Consider the following 19,191-nt stretch of genomic DNA (forward strand, 5'->3'; position numbering starts at 1 on the left):
AGCAACGGGTTCTGAGCCTATATAAAAGCTTAGTCCGCTAAATTGTACAATTGATCGGCTACCTAGTAAAGGTGGGCGACTTTTCACTATATATTGCCTGTAGCCCCTGTATTATTGAGGTTCTAAGTAGTAGTTACTTGCTAGAAACTCGCAATAGTACATGCATAACTCACCTGGGGGTGTAATCCCCTCCGACTGTTTTTTTACCTGGTACGAGCCTGAGCACCGGCTGCTGCAGGTACAGTGGCGGCCTCTCTCGTCGCCACATCAGGCCAAAGACTGCCTGCTGGAGGTGCTGCAACAAGTGCAGAACCAGCGTGTTCAGCAACTACTGCTGAATCTGGACGGCATGCCGGAGCTTTCAGCCCTGGACTGCTACTTGCTGGAGACCAGCTATTTGTTAGCCTTGCCCCTGCTGCCTCTGCGTCAGGTAGCGTTGGTGCTTACTTCCTATATGCAGCACCAGTTGCTGCTGGAAATTACACTCCACCAACCGCCCTTCGAGATTCAGGTGTTCGACGACGCCCATACGGCGCGGGAGTGGCTACGGCACCCCTCAGCGCTGGAAACGTCAGTACGATCAGTGCATCACGCCTCATACAAAGCTGCCTAGGGAAAACTTTACTCTAATACGCCAGGGGGCGCCTCTGTCAAGCTGACAGCTGCAACCAAGCTGGAACAAGGTTTGAAACGTGAAAACTGGTGCCTCGGGCCGGCTTACGGTCTGGCAAGGCGTCACGATTTTGTTTTCACTCAACGTTCCTTCCCGTTATGCAAGAAAAAGGCAGCATCTCGATCCATACCGAGAATATCTTCCCTATTATTAAGAAGTTCCTCTACTCTGACCACGAAATCTTCCTGCGTGAGTTGGTAAGCAATGCTGTGGATGCCACTCAAAAGCTGAAAAGCCTGGGGCAATTAGGCGAGTTTAAGGGCGAGCTGGGGGAGCTGAAGGTGAAAGTGAGCGTGGACAAGGAAGCCCGCACCATCACCATTTCGGACCGCGGCTTGGGCATGACGGCCGAGGAAATCAAGAAGTACATCAACCAGATTGCCTTCTCCGGCGCCACGGAATTTGTGGAGAAGTACAAGGAGAAGGACGCGGCAGCCAAAGACCAGATCATTGGACAATTCGGTCTGGGCTTCTATTCGGCCTTTATGGTAGCCAAAGAAGTAGAAATCTTCTCTAAAAGCTACAAAGACGATACCGAAGCTGCCCACTGGATATGCGACGGCAGCACGGAATTTAGCCTCGAGACTATCGACAAGGCCGACCGCGGCACGGACGTAGTGCTGCACGTCGCGGAGGATTCCGACGAATTCCTGGAAGCCGCTCGGCTGAAGGGCATCCTGAATAAGTACTGCAAGTTTCTGCCGGTCGAAATTGAGTTCGAAGGAGAGGTAATCAATCAGACGGCGCCCATCTGGACCAAGCAACCCTCTGAGCTGACGGATGAGGACTACACCAAGTTTTACCAGGAGCTGTATCCTTTCTCGGAAGCCCCCCTGTTCTGGATTCACCTCAACGTCGACTACCCCTTTAACCTGACGGGTATTCTGTACTTCCCCAAAGTGAAGGACGAGCTGCAGTTCCAGCGCAATAAAATTCAGCTCTACTCGCGCCAGGTGTTTATTACCGATGAGGTGAAAGACGTAGTGCCCGAGTTCCTGATGCTGCTGCACGGTGTTATCGACTCCCCGGACATTCCCCTGAACGTGTCGCGCAGCTTCCTGCAGGCTGACTCGAACGTGCGTAAAATCAACACTTACATCACCAAAAAGGTAGCCGATAAGCTGGCGGAGCTGTTCCGCAAAGACCGGGTGGGCTTCGAGGAGAAGTGGTCGGATATTGGCCTGTTCGTAAAGTACGGGATGCTCTCCGACGAGAAGTTCTACGATAAAGCCAAGGAGTTTGCTTTGGTGCAGAATACGGCTGGCAAGTACTTTACCCTGAGTGAGTACCAGGAGTTTGTGCAGGCCAACCAGAAGGATAAAAACGACCAGACCGTGGTGCTCTACACCACCGATGCGGAGTCTCAGCACGCCTACGTGCAAACAGCTACGGAGCGTGGCTATGATGTGCTGAAACTGGATGCCGTACTGGACCCACACTTCATCGGGCAGCTAGAGCAAAAGCTGGAAAAAACGACGTTCAAGCGCGTAGACGCTGATACCGTTAGCAAGCTCATCGAGAAGGATGAAACGACGGAAAGCGTCCTCAGCGACGACGATAAGACCAAGCTACAGGAGGTATTTAAGCAGGCTGTCAGCAATGAGCACATGCATGTGCAGGTAGAAGCTCTTTCACCCCAGGACGCCCCTGTGATTATTACCTTGCCCGAGTTCATGCGCCGCATGAAGGATATGCAGCGCACGGGTGGCGGCGGTATGCAGATGTTCGGCTCTCTGCCAGATTCTTACACGGTAAGCGTGAATGCCAACCACCCGATAGCCCAGCGCGTGTTGCAGGCTCAGGGCGAAGCTGGCGCCAAGCTGGCCCGTCAGGCCTTCGACCTTGCTCTGCTAGCGCAAGGTATGCTGAAAGGTGAGGCCCTGACGGCCTTTGTGAAGCGTAGCGCCGATTTGCTGGCTGCAGAATAGTCTTAGAAAGTCTGTGAAGTTTTAAGAGGTATAAAACCCTGGTGGCTGAAGCTGCCAGGGTTTTCGCTTATAGGCTTGGCTAGAAAGCTAAGAAGATAGGTGTGCTGTGGTAGGCTGGGCTCCCGTTACCCCTCTGTCCCGTTGCGCTCAGGGTGGGCACCAATTCCCTTTATATTTACGTTTGATGCTGCGAATTCTGCTTACTCCTGTTATGCGTCTGTTTCGTTTGTACTCCCTACTGGCATTGCTGGCGGCGGCGGCCTGCTCCAAGAAAACGGTTTCTTTCAGCAGCCGCCCGGACCCAGGACTAGCCACAACTACAGCCGATACCCTTGCCACTGCCCGTGACACTACGGCCGCGCCCTCCCTGGAAGCCAAGCGCGTGGCCATGACCAAGGAGCAGGAGCGTGCCGCCAAGGAAAAGGAAAAAGCAGCTCAGCGCAAACCCCGCAAGAAAAAGAACATCTTCCTGGGGGAGCGAATCAAAAAGGGCTATGTGAAGTCGGGGCCTAAGGGCAAGAATCAAGTAGTGGAAATCTTCTACTACCTGCGCACCTTTCAGCAACCGAACCTGTATGCCCCGGCGCGCTACGCTTTTGACCCCAAGAAACACCGCATCTTTAAAGCCGGGCCCGGTGAACTAGATGGCTCTCAGGTGAAAGTCCTGCACGGACCGTACAAAAGAATGCAGGGAGGCAAAGTAGTTGAAACTGGCTTTTATGCCCTCGGAACGCGGCATCTGCGGTGGGAAAAGTTTACCCGCGACAATATTCTGATCAGCAAAACCCATTACGAAATGGGGTTCCCCCGCGACGCCAACATCACGTATTACGACGCCGGCCAGAAGCAGGTAAAGGAGGTTATTCCCTACGTAAACGGCAAGCTGGAGGGCGACTACGTCCGCTATAACGAAACTGGCCAACTGGAATGGGTTGGTCAGTTCGAGAATGGCAAGCGGGTGGGCACCTGGAACCGGTACTGGGGCTTTCGTAACACCCGTAACCGCCTGCGCTACGAATACGAGTACGGCGAGTCAGGCTACGACCCGGAGGTAGCCGAGCCTACCTTAGTCAAGGAGTATAACCGCAACGGGGTAGCTATTTTCGAGAAAGATAAGTTCGACAACCGTGACAAGCCGGATACTGCCCGGCCGGGCGCCCGGAAGTAGCCGTTTACTTGCGCAGATAACCCACGCTGCTTCTCGCGCTGCTAAAAGAAAGCATCCTCGAAATGCTCCACGCGCAGCCCGGTTGCCGCTGGGGTTAGAGCTATAATGTCGAAGCGGATGTCGCCACGCCACTGCAACTCCTCTTGAACCTGCTCGGAAGCTATACGCAGTAATTGCCGCTTTCGCTCCGTGACAAACTCCTCCGGATAGCCGTACTGCGCTGATGAGCGCGTCTTCACTTCCACAAAAACGAGCAGGTAGGCTCCTTTGCGCACAATAAGATCAACCTCGGCCCGCCGGTAGCGGTAGTTGCGGTGTACTAGTGCATAGCCACGCTCCAATAGGTACTGTAGGGCTGCGTCTTCGCCATCGGAGCCAAGTTGGTGAGCAGGAAATAGCATAGCGTAAGCAAGGATGGCGGAACTCGTATTCTAATCAGATAGACTGGTGTGGACTGAAATCTAGTACCTTTGATTGTTTCTTCACTTAAGGACGAGCTGGTAAAGCGTAGCATTACCCCCCTGAAATAGCACTCGTCAGCTGAAATTAGAAGCTGCTATTTGTGCGAATGCAGGTCTGTGCCGCTGCCTTCTGCTACTTTCGCCCTCATTTTCGCTTGTACGCTATGACGGTATATTCTGCTTGCGTTAATCCTGGGCCTGTAAACCATCCTTCTACTTCTCCTGAAGCAAGCGAAAGCGAAGCAGTTCGCAACGGGCAAAACCGTCGGATTGCAGTGCGGCGCCTGGGAATGGTAGAATACCAGCCTACCTGGGATTTGCAAGAGGAGCTTCTGGCCGGTACACTGGCCGTTAAAGCCCGAAACCGCCAAGCCGCTGAGGCTGGCTTGCCAGCTGAAAGCACCCCCAATTTCTTGCTGCTCTGCGAGCACCCGCACGTATATACGTTGGGCAAAAGTGGTAAGCCTGAGCACTTATTGCTCAACGAAGCGGGGTTGCAGGCCCATGCTGCCACTTTCCACCGTATTAACCGGGGGGGCGACATCACCTACCACGGCCCCGGCCAACTAGTCGGCTACCCTATTCTGGACCTCGAGAACTTCTTTACAGATATTCACCGCTATTTGCGGGTGCTGGAAGAAGCCGTTATCCTTACGCTGGCAGAATACGGAGTACGTGCCGGCCGCATTGCGGGGCTAACCGGAGTGTGGCTCGATTTTGAGGAAGGCGCCGCGACTCCCCGGAAAATCTGCGCCATGGGCGTAAAATGCAGCCGATGGGTAACCATGCACGGATTTGCCCTTAACGTAAACACCGACCTCTCGTACTTCGGGCACATTGTACCCTGCGGCATCAGCGACAAAGCCGTGACGTCTCTGGCGCAGGAGCTGGGGCGGCCCGTGCCGATGGCTGACGTACAGGAGCGTTTACTACCTCATCTGGCCTACCTGCTGGCAGCTGAGTTGCACGAGAATGACTAACTCATGAAGAAGGACATCGTTTTTGACCCCGTAGAGGGAGTTTCCATTAGTGTAGTTCCTGACGATACCACTGACAGCGCCGCCGACAGCCAACTGGGGTGGCAGGTGTATCTGCTCAACCACAATGACTTCCCGCTGCAAAACGTCATTGTAAGCTCCAACGGCTACGGTACTACCGCTGAGGGGGAAGCCATCCGGACCTCTACCCTGCGGCACGTGCTACTGGAGGTAGAGCCCCGCTCGGCTGTGCCTATCGAGCCCATTGACCCCGCCCTGTTTCATCTCAATAATCAATACTGGGTGAGCTACTACCTTGGCGACAAGATTTTTGATAAGAAATTCATCTTCGTCCCCGATTCTATCGTTGCTGACAACCTAACGCACATTGCTCTGCTCGACCGGCCGGGAGTACTGCATAGTTAGCCTTATCTTTGCACCTCAACTCCTTGTCCCAGCTTGGGACATCTTTACCGTAAGAGCCGAACCGCAATGAATGCACTCGGAATTCAGTTGGGCTTGTCCTCCCTATGGGCGTTTCTGGTGGCCTTGTTTGCCGTTCCGTCCATTATTTACATTGCCCACCTGAAAAATATGCTCGATACGCCCAATGTGCGTACTGTGCATGAGTCCCTGACTCCCCGTTTAGGCGGAGTGGCCGTATTTGCTGGCTTCATGTCGGCTCTCACCATCTTCGCCCCTCTCAACAACGGTGTCCAACAACTTCTGGCCGGCTGCATTGTACTGTTCTTTGTTGGGTTGAAAGATGACTTGGTGAGCATTTCTGTTTCCAAGAAGTTTGTTGGACAACTGCTGGCCACGGGCATCGTCATGATTATGGCTGATGTGCGCATCACGAGCTTTCAGGGTATTCTCGGGATTCAGGAATTGCCAGTGGGCATAAGCTACGCCTTCACCTTTTTCGCCATTGTTGGTATTACTAACGCCATCAACCTGATTGACGGCCTGGACGGCTTGGCTGGAACTATTGTGCTAATTATCGTTAGCACCTTCGGCTATTACTTCTACCAGTACGGTGGCGACCAGTTTGGCAACTACGTGTTTGTCTCGGTCTGCGTGATAGGGGGGATGCTTGGCTTCTTGCGGTATAACTTCCATAAAGCCACTATATTCATGGGAGATACGGGCTCCTTGGTGTGCGGCTTTATTGTCTCCATTCTCACCATTCAGTTTATTGAAATGGGTCTGAAGGTAGGCCAGCCATTTGCGTCATCGGCTCCTTCAGTGGCTGCTGGGGTTTTATTCGTGCCCCTGTTTGATACGCTGCGTGTGTTCATCGTACGCATGATGGCCGGCCGCTCGCCTTTTTCCCCCGATAAAAACCACGTGCACCACCGGATTCTGGCCATGGGCTTCCAGCAAATTAGCACAGTACTTCTGCTGGGGCTGCTCAATATTCTGGTCATACTGTTTGTCATCAACTTTGCTTACCTCGGCAATACGCTGCTGATTTGCGCACTAGTGGCTTTCTCCTTAGTGCTGAGCGTGTTCTTAGGCGTGTACCACAGCCGGGCCGAGCGGCAGCGGGTAGCCTCTAATTAGTGCCTTCTAGTTCGTGCGTAGCAGCCACTTTTGTCGGTTTCTGGCGCTGCTCTGGCTAGTTAGCCTGAGCCTGCTTCCGCACTTACTGCTCGCTGCTGAGTACCGGCCCCTGCCTCCCGCACCCCGAGCTGGCCTTACCCAGGATTGGCTAATTCATGACGAGGCCCGTAACCGCTTGGTGCTGTATTTATCCGACTACCATACGCCTACCCATGCCTACTACCAATGGCTCTCCATCCGGCCCGGTAAGGCCCTGCCCATTAGCTTTACGGCTCGCGAGAAACTAAGCCTTTTCCTTGACAACCGGTTGGTGTTCACGGCGCGGGCTCCTGCAACTTATACCGTCGACTTAGCGGCGCTGCTACCGGCCGGCAGTACCGCCGGGCCCCATCTACTATGCGTGTGGCAGCCAGATGCCTTACCTGATCTAGCTTCCTTTGCCAATGCGGTAACTGTGGGTCCAACCCCCGCCGGTAAGGCTGCTCCAAGTGTGCTTGCGGCCCAACCCCGCCCTCGCGGCCACCAAGGCCAGAATGTGTTCGTAGGGTTTCTACTGTTGATTGGCTTATGTTACGGCGGTTTACGCGCCACCTACCAGCCCGGCTTCACCCGAATTTACCAAGTAGAAGGTCTATGGGGCAAAGCCTCCGCCGATCAAGATTTCCTCGTCAAGCCTACCCTTACTTGGCTGAACCTAGTACTGGTGCTGCTGTTTGCCTTGTCGTTTGCTTTGCTGCTGGTTGCCATCCATACCAACATTCAAAGCATTGTTATCCTGCGCCAACTTTTTGATGTGGCTGAGTCTGCCATAGTGGTGCGAGTGCTACTATACACGCTCTTAGTAGCTGGATTCGTACTTGGGAAATACCTGTTCCTGGAGTTAATGGGCTACATCTTCGACGTTACCGAGCTAGTGACCATTCAGTACCGGGAATTTATTCGGACTATTCTCTTCATGGGCCTGTTTTTGCCCATCGTCATGTTACTCTATCTGGGCCTGAATCAGCGCTTGCCTGAAACTGTGCTTTGGATATCCAACGGGGTGGTTTCCTTGCTGTTGGTGGGTACCGTCTTGCGGGTAGCCCGAACGCTGCATCATAAGACTTCCCTACTGAATCTGCATTTGTTTTCGTACCTTTGCGCCACAGAAGTGATTCCCCTGATCATTCTGTTAAAACTGATCGTTTTTACCTACTGACGCACCTTCTGCCGGCCTGCACCGGCGCTGCCCGCAACGCTCCCTTATCGCTTTAGATTTACCCTTTTTCCTACCCTATGGCCGAGAGCAAAGACAAACCGGGGACGGGCCGTCATGCCAAGCGCATCTCCAGCATTCTTGTCACCCAGCCAAAGCCCACGAACGACGTTTCGCCCTACTTTTCCATTGCTGAAAAGTATGGGATTAAAGTAGACTTCCGGGAGTTTATTGAGGTGCAGCCGGTTTCCTATAAGGACTTCCGCAAAGAGAAGGTTAATATTCTGGAACACACGGCTATTATTTTTACGAGCCGTAACGCCGTTGACCATTTCTTTCGCATCTGCCAGGAAGCAAAGATTGAGATGCCTGCCGAAATGAAGTATTTCTGCATTTCGGAGCAAACGGCTAACTACCTGCAGAAGTACATTGTGCTACGCAAGCGTAAGCTGTTCGTAGGCCAGCGCACGGCGGCGGATTTGTTTGACGTAATTAAGAAGCACAAGGGTGAGAAGTTCCTTTACCCTTGCTCTGATATTCGTAAGGACGATATTCCGGAGTTCATGCGAGCCAACAACTTCAAGTTCACGGAAGCTGTTATTTATCGCACGGTTGCCAGCGACCTGTCGGACCTGTCGGACGTGAAGTACGACTGTATTGCTTTCTTCAGTCCCTCTGGTATTAGCTCGCTGTTCATCAACTTCCCTGATTTCGAGCAGAACGGTACGCGCATTGCTGCTTTCGGACCTACCACTGCCAAGGCAGTAGTAGAAGCAGGCCTGGAGCTAGATATTGAAGCGCCTCAGCCCAATGCGCCATCCATGACGGGCGCTATCGAAGCCTACATTCGCCTGCACCACGGCGCTGAGCCAGTGAAGGAGAAAAAAAATAATAAGTAAAGTATCTGAGTAATAGAGTGAGAGGAGCAGCTACTACTGCTCCTCTTGCGTATACGCCGTGAATTGATACAGGCAGTTTTTTCGTTACATTTGAAGACGTCCTGCCTGCCGTTTTTCATCTGTTCCTGGCTTGTCGTTGATTGTTATGAAGAGAAGAATACTCTGTGCCTGCGCAGCTTTGTTAGCGGGCAAAGTGATGGCGCAGCAGCAGCCGCAGTTCAGCCATTATGGGTTTAACGGAATGAACCTAAACCCGGCTTACGCTGGTATTAAGGGTTTCGGTGAACTTACGGCTATTGGCCGCGTGCAGTACTTCGGCTACAATGCAACCTTCGACGATGGAGGCTCTCCCACTACGGCCTCGCTTACGGCTTCTTTGCCGGTACCAGTGCTAGCCGGCGGGATAGGCATTGGTATCTACCGTGACAAAATAGCTGAGTTGAATACAACTAACGTGCAGCTATCCTACTCGCGGCACTTTGCCCTTGGTGAGGGTACGCTGGGTATAGGGGTGCAGGGTGTATTTAATAATATCTACCAGGGTAAGTACCGTTCTAATGATGACACGGACATCTTCGTGCCCAGGGAAGGTTCTGATGGCAAAGCAGATGTAGGAGCGGGTGTTTGGTACGAGAACCCAAAGTTCTACGCAGGCCTAAGCGTTAATAATTTGCTTCGTTCAGAATATAAATTCAGTAGCCAGGTTGCTACCAGCGGACGTTCGGCCCAATATTTGAATGAGAATCATGCCTATCTAACAGCAGGTTGCAATATCGACCTTACTTCATCCGTTGTTCTAACTCCGACTGCTCTTGTGAAGATGGTACTGCCTGGCAAATTCGGTGAAAGTGATAAGTTCTCCTTCCGTAACAACTCGTACGAGGTAGGCGCAAGGGCAACTTTTGATGACCGGTATTGGGGAGGAATAGGGTACCGTTCTGGCGATGCATTTACCGCTTTGGGAGGGGTTAGTTTTGCGAAAGACAACGCGCTGCGCTTGGGATTAGCCTATGACGTAATTGCATTTGGCCAAGATGCCAAAGCCGCCAGCTCGTTTGAGGTGATGTTGGCTTATCGACTGCCTAAACCAGGGCCAAGGCTCAAGCCTGCAATCCACACGCCACGGTACAGCTTCTAAATTTTTAGGTCTGTTTAAATGAAAATAGGCATTCACCTATTGTTTGCCCATCTCATTGAAAGTGCCTTCCAATAAATTGTTTGCCTTCTTCGTTAGGCTAGTTGTGAAAGTGATTCGTAGACAAACTGTTACTGTTGGCCGATTGGCTTGTTTACGAGCAGATGTTTCACTAGATTTGCCAGCTCAGAAAATTGTAATCTTTGGGTATCGCCGCCTAGACAGTCTTTTTCTTTCTCACATGAACAAGTTTCTCGTATTGCCTCTCGTCGCGCTTTCGACGCTTATCCTGGGAGGCTGTGGTTTTAGCAAAGGACCGCAAGGCGACCTGGTCGGAGCGGAAGACCGTCCGGAGTTTAATCCTCAGGAAGTACCGTTCGGCATGGTGCCCTGCCCTGGCGGAACTTTCCACATGGGTCAGACGGACCAGGATATTTCGGCTTCCATGGTGAACATGAACAAGCAGGTAACTATTGCCGGCTTTTACATGGATGAGACGGAAATCACCAATAACGAATACCGTCAGTTTATGAATGCTATCCGTCAGGACTCCATCGATGTGCTCGGCGAGGAGTATGTGATGACGGAGCTCTACCCGGATACTACCGTGTGGGTACGCGACTTTACGTATCACATGGGTGACCCGCTGATGGAATACTACTACACCCACCCGGCTTTCGACGATTATCCGGTGGTAGGGGTAGACTGGTTTGCTGCTAAGTATTTCTGCAACTGGCGTACCAAGAACAAAAATGCGGCTAATGCCGAGGCTGGTTTAGCACCAACTCCGAATTTCCGCTTGCCCTCCGAGGCCGAGTGGGAATACGCTGCCCGCGGTGGTCGTGATTTGGCTACCTATCCCTGGGGCGGTCCGTACCTGCGGAACTCGAAAGGCTGCATGCTCGCAAACTTCAAGCCCGGCCGTGGCGACTATGCCTCCGACGGCTACGCGTATACCTCGCCAGTTGGAGCCTTCTTTCCGAACGATTTTGGCCTGTACGATATGTCGGGCAACGTATCGGAGTGGTGCGATGATGCTTACATGGAAGCTTCTGTTCCGGTAGTGTGGGATATGAACCCGACGAACCCCGACGACAACGAGCCCCGCAAAGTGGTGCGTGGTGGTTCTTGGAAAGATATTGCGTATTTCCTCGAAACTGGTACCCGCAATTTTGAATACCAAGACTCGGCTCGTTCCTACATCGGTTTCCGCACGGCCATGATTCAGATTGGTATGGGTTCCAACGGTAGTCTCAACTAACCGCTGCTTTCCTTCGGTACATCCTCATTTGTTCGCTTTTCGAATTTTCTAAAACACTCCAACTACCTTCTTTTTTCCAACTTTCTACAACATGGCAGCAAAAGGCGGCAACTTTTTCTTCGATGTGGTGATGCCGAAAATCTACGGCATCGGCGCTGCAGTAGTAATTATCGGGGCACTGTTTAAAATTCTTCACTTAGAAGGCGCAGATATTATGCTCATGGTGGGCCTGGGAACTGAGGCTCTGATTTTCTTCCTGAGCGCCTTCCAGCCTAACCCCAAGGAAGTAGACTGGTCGTTGGTATATCCGGAACTGAGCGAGGGCTACGACCCTTCGACTAATTCGAACAGCTTCCGCACCAATGCAATTGATAACGGTGGTACGGGCCTGACCCGCAAGCTGGACGATATGCTGAAGGATGCTAACGTAACTCCTGAAGCCATTGCCTCACTGGGACAGGGCCTGAACCGTCTGAGCACGACTACGCAGCAGCTCTCTACTCTGGGTGATGCTACTAACGCTACGGAAGAGTATACTTCGAAGGTCCGGTCGGCTGCTCAGTCTCTGGAGCGCATCAACGAAGCCTATTCGCACACGGCTCAGGCTATGACGGCTATGGCCGATGCTACTAACGATGCCCGTGAGTATCACGTGCAGGTACAGAACGTCACCAAGAACCTAGGCGCTCTGAACGCAGTGTACGAGATGGAACTGCAGGATGCTAACACGCACCTGAAGTCGATGAATAAATTCTATGGCACCCTGACCCAAGCCATGGAAAACCTGACTGAGGCTGGCAAAGAAACCGAACAGTTCAAGCAGGAAGTAACTAGCCTGACTTCGAACCTCAGCTCGCTCAACCGCGTGTATGGCAACATGCTGAACGCAATGCGCGCCACCAACTAATTTGTCGGTTTGCAACGATAGTGCCCGGGAGTAAGCCGGGCACTTTTCTCCTACACAGTAGTTACAGACACAGAGAGATACGATGGCGGGAGCAAAAGAGACTCCGCGGCAGAAGATGATAGGCATGATGTACTTGGTACTGACTGCTCTTCTGGCCCTACAAGTAAATTCAGCTATTCTGCTGAAGTTTAAATTTCTGGACGACAGCCTAATCGGAGTAAACGATAAGACTGCTAAAACTAACCAGGGTGCCGTAAAGGGTATTCAGGAGACCGTAGCTAAAAACCGTAACCAGGCCCGTGACCTTGCCATCCTAAAGCAGGGCGAAACGGTGCGGGAACGGACGGCTAAAATGGTTGCCTACCTGCGTGATATTCGCACGAAACTGCTGGACGCAACGGAAAACAAGAATAAGAACGAATACAAGAACATGGAGGCCTCTGACAAAGTGGCTAACGTGATGCTTGGTGGCGCTGGCAGCCGCGACGGCCTGGGCTATAAGATGAAGGATGAGCTGAATGCTTATGCTTCGGACCTGCAGAAAATTGTGCCCGGCTTCACGGCTCCGGCCCTAGCGCTGGACGCAAAGGATGACCCGGCCGTAACGCCGGATCAGAAAACCAAAGACTTCGCTCAACTGAACTTCGAGAACACGCCGGTAGTGGCTGCTCTGGCAGTTCTGTCGCAGAAGGAAACAGAGGTACTGAAGTACGAAGCAGATGCCCTAAACAAGCTGGCTGCTCAGGTAGGCGCTACTACCATTGTATTTGACAAGATTGGGGCTTTCGCCAGCGCTGAGTCGAATACGGTAGCGGCTGGTACCAAATACAAAGCTGAACTGTTCCTGACAGCATCGGCTTCGGATCTGCGCCCGACCATGACTTTGAACGGTTCACCCCTGTCGGTTGGTCCGGATGGTAAAGGTAAGGTGGAGTTTACGGCACGTCCGGGCGCATTTGATGCTTCGGGTAATGCTAAAGCTCAGTGGAAAGGCACGATCCGCTTTAAGCAGAACGGCCGCGACACCACGTTTAACGTGACGGTGCCGTATACAGTAACCAAGCCGGTAATGCAGATTCAATCGGCTTCGGTACAGGCACTGTACTTCAAGTGTGGCAACAAGCTGAGTGTACAGGTACCTGCTCTGGGTGCTCAGTATGACCCTAGCTTCTCAGCTTCCGGTGCTTCAGCTATTAAAGGTTCTGCGAAGGGTGAAGTGACACTGGTTCCGAACTCGAAAGAGGTGACGCTAAGTGTAAGCAGTGGTGGCAACCCCATTGGCTCGCAGACTTTCCAAGTGCGCCCGATCCCCAAGCCGGAAATCAAGTGCGTAGTAGGTGGCCGTGAGGCGAATGAAAAGCAGGGTACCCCAATTACGGCTGTTCGCAACATGCAGTTACGGGCTGTGGCTGATGCCGGCTTTGCTAACTTCCTGCCCGATGATGCTCGTTTCCGTGTAACCCGCTACGAAGTAATTCTGGTGCGCGGTAAGCGCCCGGCTATGCCTCCGATGACTTTCAATGGGCCCACTGCTGATCTAAGCAACGTAGTGAACTCGGCTCGGGAAGGCGACCGTTTGTACATCGAAGTAAAAGAAGTACAGCGCATGAACTTCCAAGGGAACACCGAGCAGGTGAATGTTTCCAAGACCTTCAATATTCCGCTGATCTAAGCGTTAACTACCTGAACTAAGTACGGCGCTTTTTTGATTATCACGGTATGAACAAATTCCTCTCCTTCGCCGCTCTGACGGCCGGCCTGACGCTGTCGGTGGCAGCTTCGGCTCAGGAACAAGCTACCACCGCGAGCAGCAATGGCTCGTACCGCCCGATTCCGAACTCGGACATTATGTTCCGCAAGACGATCTGGCGCGCGATTGACCTGCGCGAGAAGCAGAACAAACCTATGTTCGCGGAAGGCAAGGAAATCAGCCGCGTAATCTTAGACGCCGTAAAGCGCGGTGAGCTTCAAGCCTACAAGAACGATTCGTTAACTTCTACCTTTTCGTCCTCGGAAGTAGCATCCAACATGTCGTTTGTAGAAGCTAGTGCTGGCCTCAGTGATGAGGAGAAAGCAGCAGGCTTCTCTGATAGTGACTTAGGCGGTGGCGACGATGGATGGGGCGCCCCAGCAAAGAAAGGCAAGGGTAAAACGGCTGCCAAAGCTGCTCCTGCAGCTCCGCCAAGCTACGAGTACCGGCCTAAGGACATCTACCAGATGGAGATGAAGGAAGATATGATCTTCGACAAGAAACGGTCGCGGATGTATCACGACATCAAGTGCATTACGTTGCTGGTGCCTTCTACGCTTGGCTCGAACACTTCCGGCATTGAAAAGCCCATTGGTACGTTCAAATACAGCGACTTGGTGCGAGTGTTCCGGGCTAATCCGGATAAGGCAATCTGGTTTAATCCCCAGAACGATGCGCAGCACAAGAACCTTGCAGACGCCTTTGAACTGTGGTTGTTCAATTCCTATATCGTGAAGGTGTCGAACCCTAACGATGCTCGTCTGGACGAAATTTATGGCGGTCAGCAGCAAGGAATTTTGGCTTCGCAGCAAGCCGCCGCTGATTTGATTGAGTACGAATACAACTTGTGGAGCTTCTAAAAGGCTTCCTAAGCTCTTAGTTAGGGTTAGCGTAAACAAAAAGCCCCGGCCGTATAGCCGGGGCTTTTTGTTTATACCATAAGGTACAGAGTTAAGCAGTAGTGTCCTGTTGGCTGAAGTAAGCCAGCAGAATGCGCGCTTTCGATTTGCCCACTTCAGCTATCAGTTCATCTTCAGAAAGCTCTTTTATCTTTTTCACGGATTTGAATTTAGTTAATAGCTTATCCGCCGTAACCGGGCCGAGACCTTTTACGTCAGTTAGCTCTGTTTTCAGGGTAGCTGCATCCCGACGGGAACGGTGGAACGTGATACCAAAGCGGTGGGCCTCGTCGCGCATGCGCTGAATCAGACGTAGCGTTTCGCTTTTCTTATCGATGTAAAGGGGAAGTGGATCATTGGGAACGTAGATTTCCTCCAGGCGCTTAGCGATGCCGATGATAGGAATCTGGCCCCACAAGCCGAGATCTTTCAAGGCTTTTACTCCCATTCCGAGTTGGCCTTTACCGCCATCGACAATGATTAGTTGGGGTAGGCTGGTACCTTCATCCAGCAGGCGACGGTAGCGGCGGGTTACGATTTCGTACATTGAGTCGAAGTCATTGGGGCCTACCACCGTTTTGATGTGAAAGTGCCGGTAATCCTTTTTGCTGGGCTTGGCATTGCGAAAGCATACCATGGCCGCTACTGGATTATCCCCCTGAAAGTTCGAGTTATCAAAGCACTCAATATGCTTAGGTAGCTCTGTCAGGCGCAGATCTTTCTTCATGGTCTCCATAATTCGGACCTCATTCAGGTCCTTACTACGGTCATTCATGCTTTCCTTCTCCTTGCGCAGGTAGAGAACGTTCTTGATGCTTAATTCCAGCAGTTTGCGTTTGTCACCAATCTGAGGCTGGGTGATGACTACGCCGGGTAGGGGCAGCTCCGGGAGGGGTACGTTGGTCAGGATTTCTTTAGACTGGCTTTCGAACTCCTCCCGCATCTGCATAATCAGGGGAGCTAAAATCTCATCGTCCGGCTCATCCAGCTTTTTCTGCACCTCAATAGATTGGGTGAGAATGATGCTGCCGTTCATCACTTTGAGGTAGTTGATAAAGGCCGATTTCTCGTTGGAGGCAATGCTGAACACATCAATGTTTGTAAGATTGGCATTGACAATGGTGCTCTTGGCCTGAAATTCATCCAGCTTATCCAGCTTTTGCTTGAGCTGGTGGGCCAGCTCATACTGCTGCTCCTGGGCTGCCTGCATCATCTTGTCCCGGAAGTATTGCTTCGGCAGGCGCAGGTCGCCGTTCAGAATCTGCCGGATTTGTTGGATATACTGGTTGTACGTTTCCTCATCCTGCAAGCCTTCGCAAGGGCCTTTGCAGTTGCCCAGATGATACTCCAGGCACACCTTGAACTTACCGGCCTCCACGTTTTGCGGATACAGGTTGTACGTGCACGTCCGGAGCGGATATAAGGCCCGGATCAGCTCTAGCAGCAGGTTCATACCCGTTACGTTGGCGTAGGGGCCGTAGTAGCGGCCATCGCCAGGGCGCTTGTTGCGGGTAGGAATAAGCCGGGGGAATCGTTCGTTGGTAAGTAGCAGATAGGGGTAGGTCTTTCCGTCTTTCAGCAGGATATTGTACTTAGGCTGGTGCTGCTTGATGAGGTTGTTCTCCAGCAGGAAGGCATCCGACTCCGAGTCAACAATGGTGAACTCAATGCGGCGGATATTCTTGACCAACTGCTGGGTTTTCTTGTTGTGGTCCTGCTTGGTGAAGTAGCTGCTGACCCGTTTGCGGAGGTCGACGGCCTTGCCCACGTAAATAATGGTGTCTTCTTCCCCAAAGTACTTATAAACGCCCGGCCGGTGCGGAAGCTGACGAATCTGGTCTTGTAGGTGGGCGTTGGCAGCCATAGAAAATGCAGTAGAGGCGCCCTGAAAACCGGCGCTACAGTGTGTGTAAGAAGGTACGCAGCCTACGGCCCCTGAGGTTCGGCAGCGGCTGGGGCAGTATATATGACAACAAAAAACGTGGCCAGGAAGTCCCGACCACGTTCTGAAAAGACGCGGGAGGAAGGTTAAATATCTTCTTCGTTTAAGTCTTCCAGTTCCACTTGGTTGAGCTTCTGCTCATAAGGAATCGTGTCGCGGGCACCGGCGCCGTTGTAGTAGCGCGAGCAGTCAATTTCGATGCTCAGGGGTTGGGTAGGTTTGGGAAAGGCCCCTGTGTTGATGCCGATACTCTTATCGGCGTACACTTTGCGCATAAATAAACCGTAGATGGGTAGCGCTAGGCGGGAGCCCTGCCCGTAGGAACCCGTGCGGAAGTGAATGCTCCGGTCTTCGCCGCCTACCCACATACCGCAAACCAGATCGGGCGTGAGGCCCATAAACCACCCGTCGGAGTAGTTGGAGGTAGTACCAGTTTTGGCGCCCATTTCGTAGGGGAACTTGAAGCCACCCTTCAGAATGATGCTGGTGCCGCCTTGCTCCTCCGTTGCACCGCGGAGCATGTAGGTCATCAGGTAGGCGGTTTCTTCGCTCAGGGCCTCGCGGGTTTGCACCACAAATTCGCGCAGCACGTTGCCATTCTTATCCTCAATGCGCGTCACCATCATCGGAGCCGTCCAGATGCCTTTGTTGACGAACGTGCTGTAGGCGCCTGCCAGCTCGTAAATACTCACGTCGGAGGAACCAAAGCCCACGGCTGGTACGGCTTCAATGGGCGAGGTAATGCCTAGGCGCTTGGCGTAGCTCACCACCGTTTCCGGCCCGAGCTTCTGGACTAGCCACGCCGTGATAGAGTTCATGGAGCGGGCCAAGGCCTGACGCAGCGTGAACACCCGACCCGAGTAACCGCCTTCGAAGTTTTTAGGCGTGTAAGCCGGCCGTCCGCGTTCAGCCGGGAAGGTAGTAGCAACGTCGGGGCGCTGATAGCAGGGAGAATAGCCCTGGTCGATGGCCGCTACGTACACAAAGGGTTTGAACGTAGAGCCGGGCTGGCGCTTGCCTTGCTTAACGTGGTCGTACTTGATGTACTTGAAATTGATGCCGCCTACCCAGGCTTTCACTTGCCCGTTCAGGGGGTTCATGGCCATGAATCCCGAATGAAGCAGGCGCTTGTAGTAGGCTAGTGAGTCCATTGGCGACATGAGCACCTCCTTTTCACCGCCGTTCCAAGTAAACACCTTCATGCGGTATTTCTTGTTGAGGTAATACTTGATGGAGTCTTTGTTGCCTTCAAACCGGTTGGTCAGCGACTTATAGCGTTCCGTGCGCTGGATGGAGGTAGAGAGGAAATTAGGTATTACCCGCCCGTTTTCATCGCGCCAGGGCTGCTGGCCCTTCCAGTGGGCATCAAACCACTTCTGCTGGAGCTTCATGTGTTCAGCCACCGCCGACTCAGCGTACTTCTGCATCCGCGAGTCGATGGTGGTATAAATCTTTAGCCCATCGGAGTACAGATCGTGGTCGGTTTCCTTGGCCCACTGGCGCAGCATCTTACTTACTTCCACCCGGAAATAGGGAGCAATGCCTTCGTTCTGGTTTTCAACGTTGTAGCGCAGTACAATGGGCTTAAGCGTATCGGCTTGCAGTTGCTGCGCATCAAGGTAGCCGTACTTCTGCATCTGGCGCAGTACCCAGTTGCGGCGGGCTTTGGAGCGGGCCGGGTTGTACTTGGGGCTGAAGCGCGAAGGTGCGTTGAGTACCCCTACCAGCGTAGCGGCCTCGGGCCGCGTCAGTTGCTTCGGGGTTTTGCTGAAGAAGGTTTTGGCCGCCGTGTTAATGCCGAAAGCGTTGGAGCCGTAGTCGTTGGTGTTGAGGTACATGCGCAAGATTTCGCGCTTGGTGTAGCTCCGTTCCAGCCGCACGGCCAGAATCCATTCCTTAGTCTTGGTGATGAGCATCCGCAAGCCCGGCACATCATTAAGCACTCCGTCGTTGAGGTCGTCGCGGGTGCGGAATAAGACTTTAGCCAGCTGCTGCGTGAGGGTGGAGCCACCGCCGCCACTACCACCCGTCAGCAAACCAGCTGCCACCCGGCCCGTAGCCTTGGGGTCGATACCAGAGTGCTCCGCAAAGCGGGCATCTTCAGTGGCAATCAGCGCGTCTACCAGATGCTGGGGCAGGTCCTCGTATTCCGCCGGAGTGCGGTTCTCGCGGAAGTATTTGCCCATCAGTACCCCATCAGCCGAATAGATTTCCGAGGCCAACTCGCTGCGTGGGTTCTCGAGGGTTTTCAGGTTGGGCATGCGCCCGAACAAGTTCAGGAAGTTGATGCTGACGGCCAGCACATAGAGTACCAAGCCAAGTACGCCCGCGCCAAACAGGGCCCACAGCAGACGGGCCCAGCTGGTATAGCGCCCGGGCTGATTGGTTTTACGCGAGGAAGACTTTGATTTGGCGGCAGGTTGAGCCATTGCA

General features: G+C 52.9%; 16 protein-coding genes. 13 read left to right on the forward strand and 3 right to left on the reverse strand.

What is annotated here, in order from left to right; translation table 11 throughout:
* Positions 1 to 160 precede the first annotated feature (160 nt).
* The 3 genes from K3G63_RS19825 to K3G63_RS19835 all read left to right on the forward strand — a co-directional run bounded on the left by K3G63_RS19825 (position 161) and on the right by K3G63_RS19835 (position 3,769).
* Positions 161 to 613 carry a hypothetical protein gene (locus tag K3G63_RS19825; RefSeq protein WP_220615875.1) on the forward strand — a complete coding sequence of 151 codons (453 nt, stop codon included), beginning with the start codon at positions 161 to 163 and terminating at the stop codon, positions 611 to 613.
* 158 nt (positions 614 to 771) lie between these two features.
* Positions 772 to 2,601 (forward strand): molecular chaperone HtpG, encoded by a 1,830-nt coding sequence (gene htpG, locus K3G63_RS19830; protein ID WP_220615876.1) that lies wholly within the window; start codon positions 772 to 774, stop codon positions 2,599 to 2,601.
* A 211-nt stretch (positions 2,602 to 2,812) separates the two neighbouring features.
* Complete coding sequence (locus K3G63_RS19835; RefSeq protein WP_220615877.1) at positions 2,813 to 3,769, forward strand: toxin-antitoxin system YwqK family antitoxin; 957 nt, start codon at positions 2,813 to 2,815, stop codon at positions 3,767 to 3,769.
* Between the two features lie 41 nt (positions 3,770 to 3,810).
* On the opposite strand, the gene K3G63_RS19840 is transcribed toward K3G63_RS19835, so the two are convergent.
* Positions 3,811 to 4,170, reverse strand: a complete 360-nt coding sequence (locus K3G63_RS19840) for a YraN family protein (protein WP_220615878.1) — start codon at positions 4,168 to 4,170, stop codon at positions 3,811 to 3,813.
* A gap of 224 nt (positions 4,171 to 4,394) precedes the next feature.
* Here K3G63_RS19840 and lipB point away from each other — a divergent pair, with 224 nt between their 5' ends.
* From lipB to gldN, 10 genes are all read left to right on the forward strand, one after another.
* Entirely contained in the window at positions 4,395 to 5,210 is an 816-nt protein-coding gene (gene lipB, locus K3G63_RS19845; RefSeq protein ID WP_220615879.1) for a lipoyl(octanoyl) transferase LipB, read from the forward strand.
* A gap of 3 nt (positions 5,211 to 5,213) precedes the next feature.
* Positions 5,214 to 5,633 carry a hypothetical protein gene (locus K3G63_RS19850; protein ID WP_220615880.1) on the forward strand — a complete coding sequence of 140 codons (420 nt, stop codon included), beginning with the start codon at positions 5,214 to 5,216 and terminating at the stop codon, positions 5,631 to 5,633.
* Positions 5,634 to 5,699: 66 nt separating this feature from the next.
* The gene (locus K3G63_RS19855) at positions 5,700 to 6,770 is read left to right on the forward strand and encodes an MraY family glycosyltransferase (protein WP_259404581.1); all 1,071 of its coding nucleotides are present in this window, start codon (positions 5,700 to 5,702) and stop codon (positions 6,768 to 6,770) included.
* A 13-nt stretch (positions 6,771 to 6,783) separates the two neighbouring features.
* On the forward strand, positions 6,784 to 7,968 hold the full coding sequence (locus K3G63_RS23110; RefSeq protein ID WP_220615881.1) for a DUF4271 domain-containing protein: 1,185 nt from the start codon (positions 6,784 to 6,786) through the stop codon (positions 7,966 to 7,968).
* Positions 7,969 to 8,045: 77 nt separating this feature from the next.
* On the forward strand, positions 8,046 to 8,864 hold the full coding sequence (locus tag K3G63_RS19865; RefSeq protein WP_220615882.1) for a uroporphyrinogen-III synthase: 819 nt from the start codon (positions 8,046 to 8,048) through the stop codon (positions 8,862 to 8,864).
* 130 nt (positions 8,865 to 8,994) lie between these two features.
* The gene (locus K3G63_RS19870) at positions 8,995 to 10,002 is read left to right on the forward strand and encodes a PorP/SprF family type IX secretion system membrane protein (RefSeq protein WP_259404582.1); all 1,008 of its coding nucleotides are present in this window, start codon (positions 8,995 to 8,997) and stop codon (positions 10,000 to 10,002) included.
* Positions 10,003 to 10,240: 238 nt separating this feature from the next.
* Positions 10,241 to 11,260 carry an SUMF1/EgtB/PvdO family nonheme iron enzyme gene (locus K3G63_RS19875; RefSeq protein WP_220615883.1) on the forward strand — a complete coding sequence of 340 codons (1,020 nt, stop codon included), beginning with the start codon at positions 10,241 to 10,243 and terminating at the stop codon, positions 11,258 to 11,260.
* 91 nt (positions 11,261 to 11,351) lie between these two features.
* Positions 11,352 to 12,167, forward strand: coding sequence for a gliding motility protein GldL (gene gldL / locus K3G63_RS19880; RefSeq protein ID WP_259404583.1), 816 nt, complete (start codon positions 11,352 to 11,354; stop codon positions 12,165 to 12,167).
* An 82-nt stretch (positions 12,168 to 12,249) separates the two neighbouring features.
* A complete protein-coding gene (gene gldM / locus K3G63_RS19885; protein WP_220615884.1) occupies positions 12,250 to 13,839 on the forward strand; it encodes a gliding motility protein GldM in 1,590 nt (529 codons plus the stop codon).
* 47 nt (positions 13,840 to 13,886) lie between these two features.
* Complete coding sequence (gene gldN / locus K3G63_RS19890) at positions 13,887 to 14,777, forward strand: gliding motility protein GldN (RefSeq protein ID WP_220615885.1); 891 nt, start codon at positions 13,887 to 13,889, stop codon at positions 14,775 to 14,777.
* A gap of 91 nt (positions 14,778 to 14,868) precedes the next feature.
* Here the strand turns inward: gldN and uvrC are convergent, their stop codons facing one another.
* Positions 14,869 to 16,680: an excinuclease ABC subunit UvrC gene (gene uvrC / locus K3G63_RS19895; RefSeq protein WP_220615886.1), complete on the reverse strand. Its 1,812-nt coding sequence runs from the start codon at positions 16,678 to 16,680 to the stop codon at positions 14,869 to 14,871.
* A gap of 164 nt (positions 16,681 to 16,844) precedes the next feature.
* Entirely contained in the window at positions 16,845 to 19,187 is a 2,343-nt protein-coding gene (locus K3G63_RS19900) for a transglycosylase domain-containing protein (RefSeq protein WP_220615887.1), read from the reverse strand.
* Positions 19,188 to 19,191 lie beyond the last annotated feature (4 nt).

It is taken from the genome of Hymenobacter sp. HSC-4F20, from assembly GCF_019599275.1.
In the GTDB taxonomy this organism is placed as follows: Bacteria; Bacteroidota; Bacteroidia; order Cytophagales; family Hymenobacteraceae; genus Hymenobacter.

Excerpts from the sequence above, each read along its gene's own strand:
- K3G63_RS19825 (WP_220615875.1), top strand. The coding sequence starts at position 161 with ATGCATAACTCACCTGGGGGTGTAATCCCCTCCGACTGTTTTTTTACC.
- htpG (WP_220615876.1), top strand. The coding sequence starts at position 772 with ATGCAAGAAAAAGGCAGCATCTCGATCCATACCGAGAATATCTTCCCT.
- K3G63_RS19835 (WP_220615877.1), top strand. The coding sequence starts at position 2,813 with ATGCGTCTGTTTCGTTTGTACTCCCTACTGGCATTGCTGGCGGCGGCG.
- K3G63_RS19840 (WP_220615878.1), bottom strand. The coding sequence starts at position 4,170 with ATGCTATTTCCTGCTCACCAACTTGGCTCCGATGGCGAAGACGCAGCC.
- lipB (WP_220615879.1), top strand. The coding sequence starts at position 4,395 with ATGACGGTATATTCTGCTTGCGTTAATCCTGGGCCTGTAAACCATCCT.
- K3G63_RS19850 (WP_220615880.1), top strand. The coding sequence starts at position 5,214 with ATGAAGAAGGACATCGTTTTTGACCCCGTAGAGGGAGTTTCCATTAGT.
- K3G63_RS19855 (WP_259404581.1), top strand. The coding sequence starts at position 5,700 with ATGAATGCACTCGGAATTCAGTTGGGCTTGTCCTCCCTATGGGCGTTT.
- K3G63_RS19865 (WP_220615882.1), top strand. The coding sequence starts at position 8,046 with ATGGCCGAGAGCAAAGACAAACCGGGGACGGGCCGTCATGCCAAGCGC.
- K3G63_RS19875 (WP_220615883.1), top strand. The coding sequence starts at position 10,241 with ATGAACAAGTTTCTCGTATTGCCTCTCGTCGCGCTTTCGACGCTTATC.
- gldL (WP_259404583.1), top strand. The coding sequence starts at position 11,352 with ATGGCAGCAAAAGGCGGCAACTTTTTCTTCGATGTGGTGATGCCGAAA.
- gldM (WP_220615884.1), top strand. The coding sequence starts at position 12,250 with ATGGCGGGAGCAAAAGAGACTCCGCGGCAGAAGATGATAGGCATGATG.
- gldN (WP_220615885.1), top strand. The coding sequence starts at position 13,887 with ATGAACAAATTCCTCTCCTTCGCCGCTCTGACGGCCGGCCTGACGCTG.
- uvrC (WP_220615886.1), bottom strand. The coding sequence starts at position 16,680 with ATGGCTGCCAACGCCCACCTACAAGACCAGATTCGTCAGCTTCCGCAC.
- K3G63_RS19900 (WP_220615887.1), bottom strand. The coding sequence starts at position 19,187 with ATGGCTCAACCTGCCGCCAAATCAAAGTCTTCCTCGCGTAAAACCAAT.